The sequence below is a fragment of the Paraburkholderia lebeckiae genome (assembly GCF_014201005.1).
Taxonomy (GTDB): Bacteria; Pseudomonadota; Gammaproteobacteria; order Burkholderiales; family Burkholderiaceae; genus Paraburkholderia; species Paraburkholderia tuberum.
The window spans coordinates 63,416-79,547 of record NZ_JACHDK010000025.1 but is presented as its reverse complement, the minus strand read 5'-3'; the positions used below and the strand labels follow the sequence as shown (position 1 = coordinate 79,547).

Sequence of the window (16,132 nt, the reverse complement as noted above, 5' to 3'; positions counted from 1 at the left end):
CGAACGTGACTCAGTCGTTGAGATGGCGTCGATCGGCGCAAATAAACAGCCTCTGGCTGCATGAGTGAGGCGACAACCTGCTTGACGCGCGCCGCTAGCTGGGCGATGTTTTGGCGCGACGGAACCCGCGCGCCGTCCCGCAGATAGTTGATGCCGCCACGGCTAAAAATGTGGAGCAACAGGCGTGACAATGAACGATTGGCCTGGAAGTGCTCGACGGCGCGACTGAAATAGCGCTGGAACGTTGGGATCAGTAACGTGCCGATTATGCTTGCCGCCGTTGCGGTAATCAGGAAGAGCCGAAAGTCACCGAGCAGGCCACCCTCAAGATGCCGAGCGATATCAAGCTCGACGCGCTTAGCTATGAACGGCCCTTGAAAGGAGTTCGCCGTGCGGGAGACAAGGGCGATGATTCCGAACAGAGAAAACGACACAGCGATACGCCGAGTGCGAACACCCGCAATCCGCACAGCGTAAGCCAGTGTCGCGATGACGTGAATTACGAATGTAAGTCCGCAGATGATAAAAAGCTGGGCGTCCATGCAATCCCGGCAAGGTTGGGGCAGGAGTTGAAGTCTATCGGAGCGCCACCGCCCGGTTCGATTGTCACCGAATTGACGGTCGATACCGAAAGTCCGAAATTTGTCGCACTGCGTCCCGCGACAGAGCACGACGATCGTCTGCGGTGTGCGCCTCATGCAAAAGGTATAAGGCGACCAGGAGCGGGCCGTCGATCGCACGCGAAACAGACGTTCAACCGGTCGCGCCGAGCCGTTGCCATCTCGCCTGCGGTTGTGCGCCCCGCATAGCGCATAGGACGCACAGCCGCCAATCTTTCGAGCGTCATACGCAGCCATCTCCAAGTATCGTCGTTCCTTTGACAGTCCGGATCAGTCGTTGCCCGCGCTCACCGTCTTCGATTTGCCATCCCAAGGCTCTCAATGTGTCACGTAGGCGGTCCGCTTCGTCCCAGTCCCTGTTGGCGCGCGCCTTTTCGCGCTGCTCGGCCAACGCAGCGATGTCTGCCGGGATATCCGGCTTGTCCGGCTGCCAATCGGGCAGTCGTAACCCAAGTACCGAATCGAAGCTGTCAACGGTGGCCCGTCGCGTGGCAGGAGGCAAATCGCTCCTCACCAGATCCCACAGCACGGCTAGTGCGCGGGGTAGATTCAGATCCTGATTGACCTCAGCGTTGAACCGGGCGACAAAACGCTCATCCGCCGTACCACCGGTGGGCCAACTCGCATAGACGTTGCGTAGCCGGTCCAGCGCGACCTTTGCGGCTTCGAGCGCATCCCAGTTGAAACGCAGGGAGCTTCTGTAGTGCGCCGTCAAGCACAGGTAGCGATACGCCAGCGGATCGACTCCGCGGTCGACCAGTGTCTGCAGGCGGAGAAAGTCACCGCCCGCCTTGGACATTTTCGTAGCGTCCAGCGTAAGGAAATGGCCGTGCATCCAGAAGTTGGCGAGCCGGGTACCGTGCGCGGCTTGCGTCTGCGCGATTTCGTTGCTGTGATGCACGGCGATGTGGTCTTCACCTCCGCAGTGGATATCGAACCAGGACCCCAGATACCTGGCCGACATCGCCGAGCACTCGATGTGCCAGCCGGGAAAGCCGCGTCCCCAAGGGCTGTCCCATTCCATCTGCCGCCGGGAATCAGCTGGGCTGAATTTCCATAGCGCGAAATCCGTGGCGCGCTTTTTCTCGCCTGGTGCAACCCGCTTGCCGGCTTGCAGGCCCTCATGGTCGAGGTGAGCCAGAAAGCCGTAATCGTCCTGCTTGCTGGTGTCGAAGTACACGCCATCTGCGGTCCGGTACGTGTAACCGGCGTGTTCAAGGGTGACAATGAAGGCGACCTGATCCGCGATATGGTCGGTTGCGCGGCACCAGACCGAAGGCTCCAGCAAGTTGAGCGCTCGCCAGTCGGCCAGGAAAGCCTCTGTATAACGCTCGGCGATCGCCCATGCCGACTCTCCCGTTCGCCGGCTTCCTTTCTCCATCTTGTCCTCGCCGTCATCGGCATCGGAGACCAGATGGCCAACATCGGTGATATTGACGACGTGCTGCACGGGGTAGCCGTTTAGCCTCAGGACCCGCCGGAGCACGTCTTCGAACACATAGGTCCGCAGATTGCCGATATGCGCGTGGTCGTACACCGTAGGCCCGCAGCAATACAGGCCGACGTGATCGGGTTGTATCGGCTTGAAGGGGCGCACGGCGCGCGACCAGGTGTCATACAGGACGAGTGGCATCGGAATTTTCGCGTGGTGGAGCGATCGTGAAAAACAAAAAGGCCACCGGTTTCGCAACGGGTGGCCAGTTGAGGCTTAGACGTGACGCAGATTGGCGCGCTAGACGCAAGCTCCCCCTGGCAGGCCGTGACAGCATGCGTGAACGAGGCGGGAGGGGTAATGGGCGTAAGCGAGCATGAAAGGCATGTTAGAGCCTGCCGCTCCTTGGGTCAATGTCAGTGAGCGGCCGCTTTCGAGAGCCACTGTCGAGCGACGGCTTGTGGCCGAAGAACAAACCTAAACGAACCGAGACGGCCGGTGGCCGTCTCAGGCCGACCCGGAGCCGTCGTCGAAACCGCTGGACCGCACGGCCGCTATTAATGGTGAAACCGACGCCGGAAATCCGAGCCTGTTGGCGATTTCACCATATTTTTTGGCGAAGTGTTTCGGCAAGGTTCGAGAACTCCTTGTTCGCACTGTAAACGCAAGCACCATTGCCCATTGCGCCCTTTATATCTGCGCACTTATAAAGAATCGCAAACAGGGTACAGGTGCCATAACATCATTTCTCATTGAAAAACCGGGGTCCATAGACAAAAATCCATAGGGCACCAGTGATTAACGCTTTCTACAGAATCGTCGGCGCCTATAAAGTCATGGTGCCCAACCGATAGAGATTCCGAGTCTTTTTTCTTTCTTTCCTGGACAATGCGCACCGATTCCGCAAGACGGACATCGAGGAGCTTGCCATGCAATATGACCCACCGAGCGTCACGACCGCGCATCCTGGTATCAGTTTCGAGCCGGCATTTGAGTTGCATGGACTGGATCAGCATTTCGAATGGACCGGCGAGCTGCAATCTGCAATATCCGTGCTACTGCCGCAGTCTGCTGATTGCATGAATCCCCCGCGCTGGCACGAGAGGCCCGACCATGTCAGCACGACGGGCCGTCCGAACGATTCGACGATGCCTTGGAAACCGCCTCCTTCCCACAGGAAACGGTTCATACCGGCGGTGTCATTCCACAAGTAGAACGGCGAATACTGGTTGAGCGTCGCACCTGCCTTGTCGCGCTCGCGGATCAGGTAAGCCTTGAGACCAAGGCCAGCGAACGTGTCGGTCATGTGCCCGCGGTCCGTGACGCGATTTCGGATGATCTGCATATCGTAGTCGGCGGGCAAGGTGATTTCATAATGCATCGCATACATGGTCGGGCTCCAGAGGCAGTAAGTGGTGTCCGGGCTGTGGCGTATCAGGTAGAGAACGCCGCGCCACCATTGGCATGGGAATAAGTATCGTCCCATCATCAGCGGCGCGAGAATGCTGACGATAGTTGCCGGTCGCATCGCGCACGCCCGTGCTGCTGCATGGGCGTCACGATATAAGGGCTACCATTCGTGCAGCACGGCCATTCGTCCGCGAACCCCAACGCTTCGGCTCATTCTGCCGGATGGGCAGCTTTTTATCAGCCGTCGGGACCGCTCCTGCCAGTCATCAATTCTCTCGACAGCGATCCGGTCCGCGATTATTTGCATACGCATCCTGCAGTGTCTTTCTCCATCTGACAGCCTTGCACTGCGGTACCGGCGAATCCGCATGAGACGTGGGAGATTTGCGTAGCGTTGTAATTTTAGGCGTGCCTGTCTCCGCAAGCCCGACCGGCACCATTTCCGCTAAATCCGCCTGCAGCGCCCGCTTGTCAAGACGCGCGAGTGTATGGGGCATGCAATTTGCGCTAATTCCAATGACCGGTCGAAGTGCAACAGGCGCGCAGGTCGCATGCATCCCGTTCACCGAAAGCCGGGTTGCAGCCAGGCAGGAGGAATCTGCGATGAAACTAACTGCGAGACATTTTGTAGTTGCGGCGTCGGTCGTGCTGCTGGCGATGAGTGCATCTGGATGCAAGCGGGCGGACAACAGTAGCGAGACCAGCGGCGCAGCGGCGGGCAGTAGCGGCACGATGACTAACCCCGCAGCGACCGGATCGATGGGCGCAAGCGGCCCGGCGGCAGCATCGGGCGCCAGCCAGTAACGGAAAACACGTTAGCCCGCAAGTGAGTTGGTATCAAATTGGCAGAGGAAACCGGCGAGAGCCGCCCCTCAGGAACATCGCAGCTCCCGATGAGGCTGGACTGAGGAGATTCAATCATGGAGTCTACGATCCACTATCAGGTCAATATCTGCGGTGGTGATTTCCAGCACGTCAGGGACTGTTTCAACGACTGGAAGCGCCAACCGCTTGTTTATCGCACGGACCGGCCGATGTTCGAAGGCAAACAGGAAGTCCGTCCGTTGTCTGCCGGGCCGTTCAGCGATGGACAAGCAGCGCAGACCAAACTGGAGCAGACGTGCGATCCCCGTGATCCTTACGCCCTGGCGGCGGAAATCCGGGACGATCAGCACGATATGTGGCTGGTGATGGCAGCCTATGAGGAGTAATGTCCGTCGCGCACGGGCGCTACTGAAGACGAGGCAGTCGACCCGTTACTCCGGTCGGCAAATTCGTGCCAACGTCCCAGGTTTTGCCCGAAGCAGCCGTTCCCCCGTGTCCGGGCGTTCGGGCATCACCTAACTTCACGACCAACCTCGCATGATTACAGCGGCGAGCTGCACCTGGCCGAACACTGCGTGAGACAAAATCTGAAGTTAGCGCGCCCGTAGACTCGGGTACGACAAGGTAGTACCGTCGGGCCGTTACCGCACGGCGAGCGAGGTGGTGCGGGAGGGCGCTTCGCCTGCTGGAGTCATAGTTGTCGAACCGGGGACCGTCCACCCAGAATACCGTTGCGCCGACCAATCGCACCCCGGCCTCAGCCACTCGAGATGGCGACCGCGAACTGTTGACGCAAACGCGTGGGAGAGATTTGTGAACGATGCATCGCGGTTCCCGGTTGCCGGCGTCGGCGCTTCGGCCGGGGGAATAGAGGCGCTAGACGGTTTCTTTCGCGGGATGCCCGCCGAGCCCGGCGTCGCTCTTGTCGTCGTGACGCATCTCGGCCCGGAGCGTGAGAGCCTGCTGCACGAGATCGTGGCGCGATATACGGCGCTACCGGTACAGGTCGCGGCCGACGGTATGCCGGTGGAGATAAACAGCGTCTACGTGGCGCCGTCCAATGTGGTCCTCGGGATTGGGAACGGCCACCTCCGGGTTCACGTGCAGAGTACAAGCCGGCGCGAGCGCAAGCCCATTGACATCTTTTTCAGCGAACTGGCAATTGACCAGGGCGAACTGGCGGTGGGCATCGCCCTGTCCGGTGGCGACTCCGATGGCGCGCTCGGGGTCAAGGCAGTCAAGGAGCATGGCGGTCTCACCATGGCGCAGATCGCGGACGGATTCGGGCCGCAGCACGCAAGCATGCCCGAGAGTGCGATCGCCACGGGGCTCATCGACTTTGCCATCCCCGTTGAACAGATGGGGCCGAAACTCGCTGAATTCGCCCGTAGCACCTATGTGCTGGACGATATTGCATTCAAGGCCCAAAACGCGGCGGAGCAGCAACAGATCGATGACGCGCGAAAGGAGATTTGCGGCATCCTGCGCGGCCAGCTCGGTCACGACTTCAGTGGCTACAAGACCAGGACTTTCATGCGCCGCGTGCAGCGGCGCATGCAGGTAATCCATGCCGAGTCAGTCGATGCCTATGTCGAACACCTGCGGCGCGATTCGCAGGAAGTCGGCGCACTGTTCCGTGATCTTCTCATCAACGTGACCAATTTTTTTCGCGACGCGGAAGCGTTCGAAGAGCTCGCGAATACCGTCATCCCACGGCTTTTCGAGGAGCGCGGAGTGGACGATGTGGTGCGCGTCTGGGTCCCCGGTTGCGCGACCGGGGAAGAGGTCTACTCGCTGGGTATCCTGCTGCGCGAACACATGGATAAGCTTGCGATCGTGCCCCGGGTGCAGATCTTTGCCAGCGATATTGACGAACATGCGCTGGCAGTTGCGCGCGCAGCCAAATATCCTGGCCAGTTGCTCGATGGTGTGTCCCCCGAGCGCCGGAAACGCTTTTTTATTCCCGACGGCGCGAGTTATGTGGTGGCCAAAGAGGTGCGCGACCTGTGCATCTTCTCGCCGCACAGTGTGATTCGCGACCCGCCTTTTTCTCGGATTGACCTGGTCTCCTGCCGTAACCTGCTGATCTATTTCGGCCAGGATGTTCAGGGACAGGTCATTCCGACGTTCCATTATGCGTTGCGTCCCGACGGCTACCTGTTTCTTGGCACGTCGGAAAGCGTCAGTCAGTTCGACGATCTGTTTGCACCGGTCGAGAAAAAACATCGCATCTTCCGTCGCCGGTCGGTGCCCGCACCGCACGTTCGAGTCCCGCTGATGGTCTCGTCGATGTGGACCGGTCGCGCGGGCGAGCTGACGGCGCGGCGCACGGAAGTTGGCGGTGTTGCGCTGCGCGAGATGGTCGATGCTCAGGTGCTAGAGCGGTTTTCGCCGCCTCACGTGCTGGTCAATCGCGATGGTGATGTTGCCTACTATTCAGCGCGGACCGGCAAATATCTCGAACCGCCCGCCGGCATTCCCTCGCGTCAGATATTCACCATGGCGCGCAAGGGCATTCGCCTCGAACTACGAACGGTGTTCCGCGAAGCGGTCGAATCCGGGCGCTCGGTGACACAGGAAGGCATACCGGTCGAGGAAGACGATGGACGCGTGCAGATGGTCACTGTGACGGTCGAGCCGCTCAACAGCCGGCCCGGCGTTGAGCCGCTCTTTCTGATTCTGTTCATCGATCAGGGGGCGGTCCTGAGTCGCGAAGAAGCATTAAGTCGCGCTCACGCTGCGCACGACGGCACGACGGTGCAGATGGAACGGGAACTGCGCGACACACGCGAGCGCCTGCAATCCGTGATCGAGGAATACGAGACCGCGCTGGAGGAACTCAAGTCGTCGAACGAGGAACTTGTTTCGGTCAATGAGGAGATGCAGTCGACCAACGAAGAGCTGGAAGCGTCGAAGGAGGAACTGGTCTCGCTCAACGAGGAACTGCACACCGTCAATAGCGAACTGAACGGGAAGATCGAAGCGCTCGATCGCGCAAACAGCGATCTGCAAAACCTGTTCGAGAGCACGGCGGTCGCCACAGTTTTTCTGGATCGGCATCTCGTGATTCGCAGCTTCACGCCAGCCATGAAGGACGTATTCAATATCCGTCCGGCCGACCGGGGACGGCCCATCACCGACCTGGCAAGTCCGCTGAATATGCCGGAGCTTGCCAGCGATATCGCGCGCACGGTGACTGACGGCGAAGTGATCGAGCGTCGTATCGATAGCAGCGACCAGGCGATCAATTATCTGGTCCGTCTCGCGCCCTACCGGAATGGCGACCGGCGGGCGGAAGGTGTGGTGGTCACGTTCCTGAATATTACCGGCCTCACCCATGCCGAGGCACGCCAGAAGGTGCTCATTGCGGAACTCCAGCATCGCACGCGCAATCTTCTCGCACTCGTTGAGTCAATCGCGCGTCAGACCTTGCGGAAGGAGCCGCCGCTTGAAGCATTTACCTCGCGATTGCGAGCCCTCGGGCGTCTGCAGGGGATTCTCGGGAAAGCGGCGGGCGAGCATGTCGATCTGGGTGACATCGTACGCATGGAGGTTGAAACGATCGCCGGTGTCGACGCTGACAACATTGCCATGACCGGCCCGAAGGTTCCCCTCGGCCTCGAATATGTTCAGAACATCATGCTGGCCATACACGAACTCGCAACGAACGCGTTGAAATACGGAGCGCTAAAAGACCGTCAGGGGCGGCTGGATATCCGCTGGCGTGTTGAAGACATACAGCAGGACCAGTCATTGCTTCTGCTGGATTGGCGGGAAAGCGGTCTGGCCGTCCCGCCCGACCCTTCGAAACGCGGGTACGGACGGCAGTTGATTGAACAGGCGCTGTCTTACTCCTTGCGGGCGAAGGCAGAACTGCTCTTTTGTGACGATGGGATTTGGTGCCGGATCGAAATGCCGTTTGAGCGAAAACGTTCCAATGCTGCCGACCAGACCTGAGGAAAACTGATGGGACAGGGTACAGAACTTCAGGGACGCCGGATACTGGTTGTCGAAGACGACTTCGTCGTTGCGCAGGCGCTTTGTGGCCTGATCGAAGAGGCCGGTGCAACGGCTGTGGGGCCGATCGGCTTTGCGGACGAGGCGCTGGCATACATCCAGTCCAATCAGGACGCCTTTAATGGCGTGGTGCTTGACGTTAATCTGCACGGGCAGAAGTCGTACGCGATTGCGGACTGGCTGACCGAGAACAGCGTGGACTTTGTCTTTACAACCGGCTATGGCGTGGAGGCGCTCGATCCTGCCTATGCCGGCTGCCCCCGGTGCGAGAAACCCTTCGATCCACGTGTTCTTTTCAGGCTGCTCGGTTCCAGCACTCTCTAGATTGAGTCTGCTGCGTCTTCTGGCCCATCTGGCACCGTCCAATGCTTTGGTCCGTCTGCATGGCGACGGACTGAAGGAACTACTCGCGGATCGACGTTTTGCATGTATCAGCGCGAAGGCGCGAATGGCGGTTGCTACGGACGTTCAGTCTCACCGGTCCTTCGCGACTGGCAGTTCATGGCGGCGCGCCGACAGTATTTCGCGCCGAACTTGTCGAGCTGAAGATACATGCGGCCGCCATCCGCAAGGCGATTGCCGGTTCCCGCAGGGTTATAGCGAGCGTTCCCAACCTGAGCGTCGGTCAGCGGCATGGCCGAAGAATAAAAAAACCCCGTAAGACCTTGATCTTACGGGGTTTCTCGGAATACTTCGGCTCTTGCCGGCACAACTGTTGGTGCCAGCGGGAGGAAAGACCAGCGCCACGAGGCCGAGAAGCGCTCCGGTCGCACCGCCGAGCGCCACGCCGCGTCCGAGCGAGTGCACGATGTCGCTGCTTTGCAGCAAGGATGCCTCGGGTAACTGTTCGAGTGCGACATTGTGATTCGCGAAGACACGGATATGTCGCGCGATGTGATCCGCGCCTGCAGCAAGTCGTCGTGCGCACGTCTCACACGTGAACAGACTCTAAACACCCGGCGCCCTTGGAAAACGGCCGCCTCGGCAACCAATGCTGGAGGCGGCCGTTTTGCATTGCATCGCGGCAAGGGACTCCTCCATTCGCCCGATCCGTATAGGGGGCGCGCTTCCCCCTGGCGCTGTCTTGCACGATGCAGAGGAGAGGACTACCTTTGCTTTAGAGCCGCTTACGGTGCTCAGCGAAGCGGTCCTGGCAGAAGTGCCGGCGCAGGCAGTACGAAGTACGGCAGGCGGCACAACGACGGCCAGGAGCCTTTTTTGTTAGCGGCTCCAGCGAGTGACGCGCAGCGAGGTGGACCATGGCGCTTGCGATTGCCCTGAGCTTGATCATCGCATTGGCGGTAGGGTTTCACTTTGCCAGTCCCTGGTGGATCACGCCGATCGCCTCGAACTGGGTGCGCATGGATGACATGCTGACGATCACACTCGTCATTACCGGCGCGCTCTTCATCGCGATTAACCTGTTCATCGTGGTCGCACTGGTGCGCTACCGCAACCGCAGGGGGCATCGCGCTGCTTACGAGCCGCACAACAAGCGGCTGGAATGGTGGCTGATCGGGCTGACCACTGTCGGCGTGGCAGCGTTGCTGGCACCGGGGCTCTTCGTCTACGCAGACTTCGTACGGCCGCCGCCCAACGTGCTGCAGATGGAAGTGTTCGGCCAGCAATGGCAATGGCGCTTCCGCTTTGCCGGCCCCGGAGGCAAGCTGGGCACGACGGACGTGCGCTACATCAGCAACGACAACCCTTTCGGCCTGAACCCCGCCGACCCCAACGGCCGTGACAACTACCTGATCGAGACGCCCGAGGTGCACCTGCCGCTCAACCAGCCGATCCAGGTCCTGACACGGTCGCGCGACGTGCTGCACGACTTCTACGTACCGGCGTTCCGTGCGCGCATGAACATGGTGCCCGGCATGGTGACCACCTTCTGGTTCACGCCGACCAAGGCAGGGCGTTACGACATCCTGTGCGCGCAGCTTTGCGGTATCGGGCACTCCAACATGCGCGGCGTGGTGGTGGTGGAAGACGCAGCATCGTTCTCGCGCTGGCTGGCGCAGCAGAGCACGTTCGCGCAGCGGCAGCAGGCCACGGTGCAGGCCGCATCCGCTGCTGCAGGCGGCAGCGTCAAGGCGCTTGCTGACCAGGGCAAGACGCTCGCAGAGGGCAAAGGCTGCTTCGCCTGCCATACCGTGGACGGCAGTCCGCGTGTGGGCCCCACCTGGAAGGGCCTCTACGGCAAGACCGAAACGATGGCCGACGGCAGCACCGCTAAGGTGGACGAAGCCTATCTGCGCGCCTTCATCCGCAACCCGAAGGCCCGCGTCGTGAAGGGCTTCGCACCCATCATGCCGACCTTCGACCTGAGCGAGCAGGAGCTGAGCGCGCTGGTGGCCTACATCGAATCGCAAGGCGGCCCGGCCGCCAGCAACGCAACCAATCCCTAGCGGAGCAGACGCAATGCCTTACGCGCACACTGACCACGCCCCACAAAGCTTCTGGACCCGCTATGTCTGGAGCCAGGACCACAAGGTCATCGCCGTGCAGTATTCGCTGACGGCCATCGCCATCGGTCTGGTCGGCCTTGTGTTGTCGGACCTGATGCGGTTGCAGCTCGGCTTTCCGGGCAAGTTCAGTTTCATCGACGCCAACCACTACTACCAGTTCGTCACCATGCACGGGATGATCATGGTGATCTACCTGCTGACGGCGCTGTTTCTGGGCGGCTTCGGCAACTACCTGATCCCGCTGATGCTGGGTGCGCGCGACATGGTGTTCCCGTTTCTCAACATGCTGAGCTACTGGGTCTACCTGCTGGCCGTGCTGGTGCTGGTAGCGAGCTTCTTCGTGCCAGGCGGGCCGACCGGCGCGGGCTGGACGCTGTATCCACCCCAGGCCATCCTGCCGGGCACGCCGGGCGTGGAATGGGGCATCGTGTTGATGCTGGTGTCGCTGGCGATCTTCATCGTCGCGGCAACGATGGGCGGCTTGAATTACGTCACCACCACGCTGCAGGCGCGCACGCGCGGCATGACGCTCATGCGCATGCCGCTCACGGTGTGGGGCATCTTCATCGCGACCATCATGGCACTGCTGGCGTTTCCAGCGCTGTTCGTGTCAGCGGTGATGATGCTACTTGACAGGGCACTCGGCACCAGTTTCTTCATACCGGCCGTGGTGTCGATGGGGCAGACGCTCAAGCATGCCGGCGGTAGCCCGCTGCTGTTCCAGCACCTGTTCTGGTTCTTCGGGCATCCGGAGGTCTACATCGTCGCGCTGCCGGCCTTTGGCATTGCGTCGGACCTCATCAGCACGCACGCGCGCAAGAGCATCTTCGGCTACAAGATGATGGTGTGGGCCATCGTCGTCATCGGTGCGCTGAGCTTCGTGGTCTGGGCGCACCACATGTTCATCGCCGGCATGAATCCGTACTTCGGCTTCTTCTTTGCCACCACCACGCTCATCATCGCCATCCCGACCGCCCTCAAGGTCTACAACTGGGTGCTGACGCTGTGGCGCGGCGATATCCACCTGACCGTGCCGATGCTGTTTGCCATCGGCTTCATCAGCACCTTCGTCCTGGGTGGGCTGACCGGGCTCTATCTCGGCAACGTGAGCGTGGACATTCCGCTGTCGAACACGTACTTCGTGGTGGCGCACTTCCATATGGTGATGGCCGTGTCGCCGATCCTGGTGGTGTTTGGCGGCATCTACCACTGGTATCCGAAGGTGACGGGCCGCATGCTCAACGACACGCTCGGGCGCGTGCACTTCTGGTTCACCTTCCTCGGCACCTATGCGATCTACTTCCCGATGCACTATCTCGGCATCCTGGGCATGCCGCGGCGGTATTACGCGTATGAAGGCTTCAGCTTCATTCCACAGTCGGCGCAGACGCTCAACACGTTCATCACCGTCGTTGCGCTGATCGTTGCAGTGGCGCAGTTGCTGTTCCTGTACAACCTGGCGTGGAGCCTGGTGCGCGGCAAGCGTGCCGACAGCAACCCGTGGCGGGCAACCACGCTGGAATGGCAGACGCCGCAAACACCGCCAGTGCATGGCAACTGGGGCGCCGCGCCGCCCGTCGTTTACCGCTGGGCGTACGAATACAGCCCGCCGGGGCAGGAGGAAGACTTCGTCCCGCAAAACCAGCCGCCTGCGACGGCGCCTGAACCGGCCTCCCACCCGACGCTTCAACCCGGAGAGGCACGCGAATGACCACACTGCCCCGCTCCTTCGTTCCTGACGCGCCACCTGTCTCGCCGAATGCGAGCCGCATCGGCCTGATCGTCTTCATGGCGGTGGCAACGACATTGTTTTCACTGCTGCTGTTCGCCTATGCAATGCGTATGCGCGAGCCCGACTGGCAGCCGATCCCGCATCCAGCGCTGCTGTGGTGGAACACCGGCGCGCTGGTGCTGGCAAGCATTGCCATGCAGCGTGCCCGGCAGATTACCTTGCACCGCGCGGCGTGGCTGGTGTCGGGCGGTGTGCTGGCGGCCGTGTTCGTAATCGGACAACTGGCCGCCTGGCGCATGCTGTCGGCGGCCGGGCAGACCGTCACCGTCAATCCTTCCAATAGCTTCCTCTACCTGCTCACCGGCCTGCACGGGTTGCATGTGCTGGGCGGGCTGGTGGCCTGGGCCGTGACGATCGCGCTTCTCCAGCGCGCGGACCCCTTCCGAACCCACCGCGCCATCGCGCTTTGCGCCATCTACTGGCATTTCCTGCTGGCTGTCTGGCTCGTGCTGCTGGCGGCGATGTGGTGGATCACCCCTGAGTTCGTCGCCGCCATCTGCGGGCCGCTGTATGGAGCCGCGCCATGACCACGCCCACGCTCCCCACCGAATCCGCTGCCACCACGCCCACCGACGCCGGGCCTGACGGCTGGCGCGGCATCGTCACGGACTGGTCGGCCGACCGCGAAGCCTTCAAGGTGCCGTGGGGCAAGGCGATGATGTGGATCTTCCTGCTATCGGACACCTTCATCTTCAGCAGCTTCCTGATCGGCTACATGACGGTGCGCATGTCGACCACGGTGCCGTGGCCTGACACTTCCAGGGTGTTCGGGCTCACTGTGGGCGGCGTGGATGTGCCTTTGCTGCTGATCGCCATCATGACGTTCGTCCTGATCAGCAGCAGCGGCACCATGGCGATGGCTGTCAACTTTGGCTACCGGCGCGACGCAAAGCGCGCCGCCGCACTATTGCTGGCGACCGCGCTGCTGGGCGCGTCATTCGTATCGATGCAAGCCTTCGAATGGACCAAGCTGATCGTCCATGAAGGTATCCGCCCTTGGGGCAACCCGATGGGCGCGGCGCAGTTTGGCGCGTGCTTCTTCATGATCACCGGGTTCCACGGCTTTCACGTGAGCTGCGGTGTGATCTACCTGCTGCTGATCGCACGCAAGATCCTGCAGCCGGGGTTCACCGAGCACGGCAACTTCCAGATCGTGGAGATTGCCGGCTTGTACTGGCACTTCGTCGACCTGGTGTGGGTGTTCATCTTTGCGCTGTTCTATTTGTGGTGAGGCAGACCATGGACCACACCGATCCCGCCCATCGACCCGACGCCGCGCACGGCCAGCAGCATCCGATCGGCATCTACCTGAAAATCTGGGGCCTGCTGTTCGTACTGAGCACGATGTCGTACATGGTGGATTACTTCCACGTGCAGGGCCTGCTGCGCTGGGCGCTGATCGTCGTGCTCATGATCGCCAAGGCCGGGCTGATTGTGTCGATTTTCATGCACATGATGTGGGAGCGGCTGGCGCTGGTGTACGCCATCCTGATGCCGCCCTTGGGCCTGCTGGTGTTGATGGTGCTGATGGCTGCCGAAGCGCATCACACCTTCGGCATGCGGGAACTCTTCTTCCACTGACCCCTGCGCCGACCATTCCTCAGGCGACGGCCGTTGCGTCCCTCGCTCCTCGAAGAGCTCGGCCTGAAGTCGTTCTGCAAGACGAGCAGCGGCAAGGGCCTACCTGGAACGCACCGCTCTGAATACAAAACGACCCGACAAATGCCGGGCCGTTGTTGTTTCCTGGCTCGCTGAAAATCTCAGCGAAAAACACCTTCAAATCAGGCGTGCTTCTCACTGAATTCGTTGAGCGGCACAGGCGGCTTGAGGGGATCGAAGTCGGCCCACCGCCCTTGTTGCCAGTTGCCGGTCGCGCGTTCGATTGCCGCGCCTCCCGCATCGCGCAGCACCCGTGCGGCGTCCAACTGGCTGTCCGGCGATACATGTACGGCCACCAGCACGCCGGAATCACGGGTTTCTTCGTTGCTGGCTTCACTCGTGCTCACGATCGCGCCGACCAATGAACCGACATACGCACTCACTCCGGCCGAGATCAGCAACACGATAGGCGGCGCCGAAAACACTGCGAAGATCCCGACGCCGACCATGGCGCCAACCACTGTGCCAATCGTGACGCCTATCTCGGCACCTTTCGGCGCCCCCATCGCATTTGCGTCGATGATGGTCTCGATTCCGTGCTGGCCGCACGGATTGACGAAAAACAGTGTGACGTCCTCCTCGACGAAACCGGCATTGAAGAGCCGTTGCGCCGCGTCTTCAGCGGCGGGGAATGTCGTAAAGCGTGCTGCGACGATGAGTGACATGTGGCCTCCTTCCATCGTTGACTAGCGGTTGCAGACTATACCGCCCCACTCACCCGCGCCGAGACAGAGGTGCATGCGGTGGCACGCGCCGGGACTATGCCGTGGTGCCGCGATCGGGTTCCACGCCGTCCTCTGAACGGTCCGCCATGTAACACTACTCCTTGCCGCCGTTCTGGTCGATCGCTTCCGCGCAAACCGAACGGATACGATTGCGGCCGTTGTCGAAAGCAGCGCCACGGCTGACCTCGGGAAGCTATCTGGTCAGAATGCGGCAACCACAAGGGAAATAAAGGAAAGGAGGAAGAAAAACCAGGTTGTAGATAAGCCGGACCCGAAGAAGACGGACCAGGAAAAGTCAGTTCCACGCAGTGAGTTTCACGCCATCAGGTTTCGACGACATTCAAGTTGCCGATGACAGACTAGAATGAATTATCCGAATCAATCGGGAGACAAATTGTGCAACTTCACATGGATTCCCATCATTTCACACACGGCCAGCTCGACTGGCGGGCAGCCGTGCTGGCAGGCGTCATCGCAGGCGCTGTGTTCTTGGCGTTAGGGGTTATCCTGATGGTACTGATGGCGGGCGGAAGTCTGCTGGAGCCCCCACGCATGGTCGCCGCGATCATTCTGGGACGAGGCGCATTGCAATCGCCGCAAGCAGTCTCAATTGGCATCGTGCTCGCGGCCTTTGTGGTGCATTTTGCCCTTGCCATCGTATTGACGCTTATCCTCGGTCTGATCATGACGTCATTCAACCTTGACTCGAGCATGGGGATGGCTTCACTGGCGGGTGGCGCTTTCGCTGTAGCCGTTTACCTGATTAATTTCTACGGCATGACACGGCTTTTTCCGTGGTTCGCAGAAGGGCGCAACTGGGCCAGCCTGTTGGTTCATATCGTCTTCGGTATCGTGGCGGCGAACCTCTACATGAGACTGGAGCGCAACACATCCCGCAGGGCGGACGCGGGCGGCCCGTCGTAGTCCGGTGCCGTGCTGATCGACCGGTCTCCAGAGCAGAAAAGGCTCGCCGCGCAACAACATGAGCACCTCGTCGAGATCGTCATGCTCGGCCACTACCGTGAAAGCGCGGGTCGACATGTGCGAGGATGCTGCGCGATAGACGCGTCGCGCGACCTGAATCATCCGGTCGGAGACGCGTGAGAGGACATACGACGCGGCGAGCACCGTAGCGACGAAGAGCACGAGCGACGTCTCCCGGCCGCTCTGCGCTTGCGCAGGAC

The 16,132-nt window shown here is 60.8% G+C and carries 13 protein-coding genes and 2 pseudogenes; 9 read left to right on the top strand and 6 right to left on the bottom strand.

Going from position 1 to position 16,132, the window contains the following annotated elements:
• From HDG39_RS29875 to HDG39_RS29865, 3 genes are all read right to left on the bottom strand, one after another.
• The coding region (locus HDG39_RS29875) for a lipid II flippase family protein (protein ID WP_184011204.1) at positions 1–542 on the bottom strand (542 nt) is incomplete at its 3' end.
• A gap of 301 nt (positions 543–843) precedes the next feature.
• Complete coding sequence (cysS, locus tag HDG39_RS29870) at positions 844–2,253, bottom strand: cysteine--tRNA ligase (protein WP_184011202.1); 1,410 nt, start codon at positions 2,251–2,253, stop codon at positions 844–846.
• Between the two features lie 808 nt (positions 2,254–3,061).
• Positions 3,062–3,442 (bottom strand): DUF4865 family protein, encoded by a 381-nt coding sequence (locus tag HDG39_RS29865; protein ID WP_260328348.1) that lies wholly within the window; start codon positions 3,440–3,442, stop codon positions 3,062–3,064.
• Between the two features lie 940 nt (positions 3,443–4,382).
• Between HDG39_RS29865 and HDG39_RS29860 the strand changes: the two genes are divergently transcribed.
• From HDG39_RS29860 to HDG39_RS29850, 3 genes are all read left to right on the top strand, one after another.
• Positions 4,383–4,673, top strand: a complete 291-nt coding sequence (locus HDG39_RS29860) for a hypothetical protein (RefSeq protein WP_184011200.1) — start codon at positions 4,383–4,385, stop codon at positions 4,671–4,673.
• Between the two features lie 427 nt (positions 4,674–5,100).
• On the top strand, positions 5,101–8,244 hold the full coding sequence (locus HDG39_RS29855) for a CheR family methyltransferase (RefSeq protein WP_184011198.1): 3,144 nt from the start codon (positions 5,101–5,103) through the stop codon (positions 8,242–8,244).
• A 9-nt stretch (positions 8,245–8,253) separates the two neighbouring features.
• Complete coding sequence (locus HDG39_RS29850; protein ID WP_184011196.1) at positions 8,254–8,628, top strand: response regulator; 375 nt, start codon at positions 8,254–8,256, stop codon at positions 8,626–8,628.
• 399 nt (positions 8,629–9,027) lie between these two features.
• Here the strand turns inward: HDG39_RS29850 and HDG39_RS35330 are convergent.
• Positions 9,028–9,239, bottom strand: a pseudogene (locus tag HDG39_RS35330) (DUF1269 domain-containing protein); the annotation flags it as partial.
• 324 nt (positions 9,240–9,563) lie between these two features.
• Between HDG39_RS35330 and HDG39_RS29845 the strand changes: the two are divergent.
• Genes HDG39_RS29845 through HDG39_RS29825 form a run of 5 tightly spaced genes read left to right on the top strand, consistent with a single transcriptional unit; the run spans position 9,564 to position 14,145 of the window.
• The gene (locus HDG39_RS29845; protein ID WP_184011195.1) at positions 9,564–10,712 is read left to right on the top strand and encodes a c-type cytochrome; all 1,149 of its coding nucleotides are present in this window, start codon (positions 9,564–9,566) and stop codon (positions 10,710–10,712) included.
• A gap of 13 nt (positions 10,713–10,725) precedes the next feature.
• Positions 10,726–12,483 carry a cytochrome c oxidase subunit I gene (ctaD, locus tag HDG39_RS29840; protein ID WP_184011193.1) on the top strand — a complete coding sequence of 586 codons (1,758 nt, stop codon included), beginning with the start codon at positions 10,726–10,728 and terminating at the stop codon, positions 12,481–12,483.
• Positions 12,480–13,091, top strand: a complete 612-nt coding sequence (locus HDG39_RS29835; protein ID WP_184011191.1) for a cytochrome c oxidase subunit 3 — start codon at positions 12,480–12,482, stop codon at positions 13,089–13,091. The genes ctaD and HDG39_RS29835 overlap by 4 nt, the downstream gene beginning before the upstream one ends.
• The gene (locus HDG39_RS29830; RefSeq protein ID WP_184011182.1) at positions 13,088–13,795 is read left to right on the top strand and encodes a heme-copper oxidase subunit III family protein; all 708 of its coding nucleotides are present in this window, start codon (positions 13,088–13,090) and stop codon (positions 13,793–13,795) included. The genes HDG39_RS29835 and HDG39_RS29830 overlap by 4 nt, the downstream gene beginning before the upstream one ends.
• Before the next feature lie 8 nt (positions 13,796–13,803).
• Positions 13,804–14,145 carry a cytochrome C oxidase subunit IV family protein gene (locus HDG39_RS29825; protein WP_184011180.1) on the top strand — a complete coding sequence of 114 codons (342 nt, stop codon included), beginning with the start codon at positions 13,804–13,806 and terminating at the stop codon, positions 14,143–14,145.
• Positions 14,146–14,345: 200 nt separating this feature from the next.
• On the opposite strand, the gene HDG39_RS29820 is transcribed toward HDG39_RS29825, so the two are convergent.
• Positions 14,346–14,888: a hypothetical protein gene (locus HDG39_RS29820; RefSeq protein ID WP_184011178.1), complete on the bottom strand. Its 543-nt coding sequence runs from the start codon at positions 14,886–14,888 to the stop codon at positions 14,346–14,348.
• 94 nt (positions 14,889–14,982) lie between these two features.
• Positions 14,983–15,117 (bottom strand): annotated as a pseudogene (locus tag HDG39_RS35715) (DUF1488 family protein); the annotation flags it as partial.
• 239 nt (positions 15,118–15,356) lie between these two features.
• Between HDG39_RS35715 and HDG39_RS29815 the strand changes: the two are divergent.
• Positions 15,357–15,872, top strand: a complete 516-nt coding sequence (locus tag HDG39_RS29815; protein WP_221305909.1) for a hypothetical protein — start codon at positions 15,357–15,359, stop codon at positions 15,870–15,872.
• Positions 15,873–16,132 lie beyond the last annotated feature (260 nt).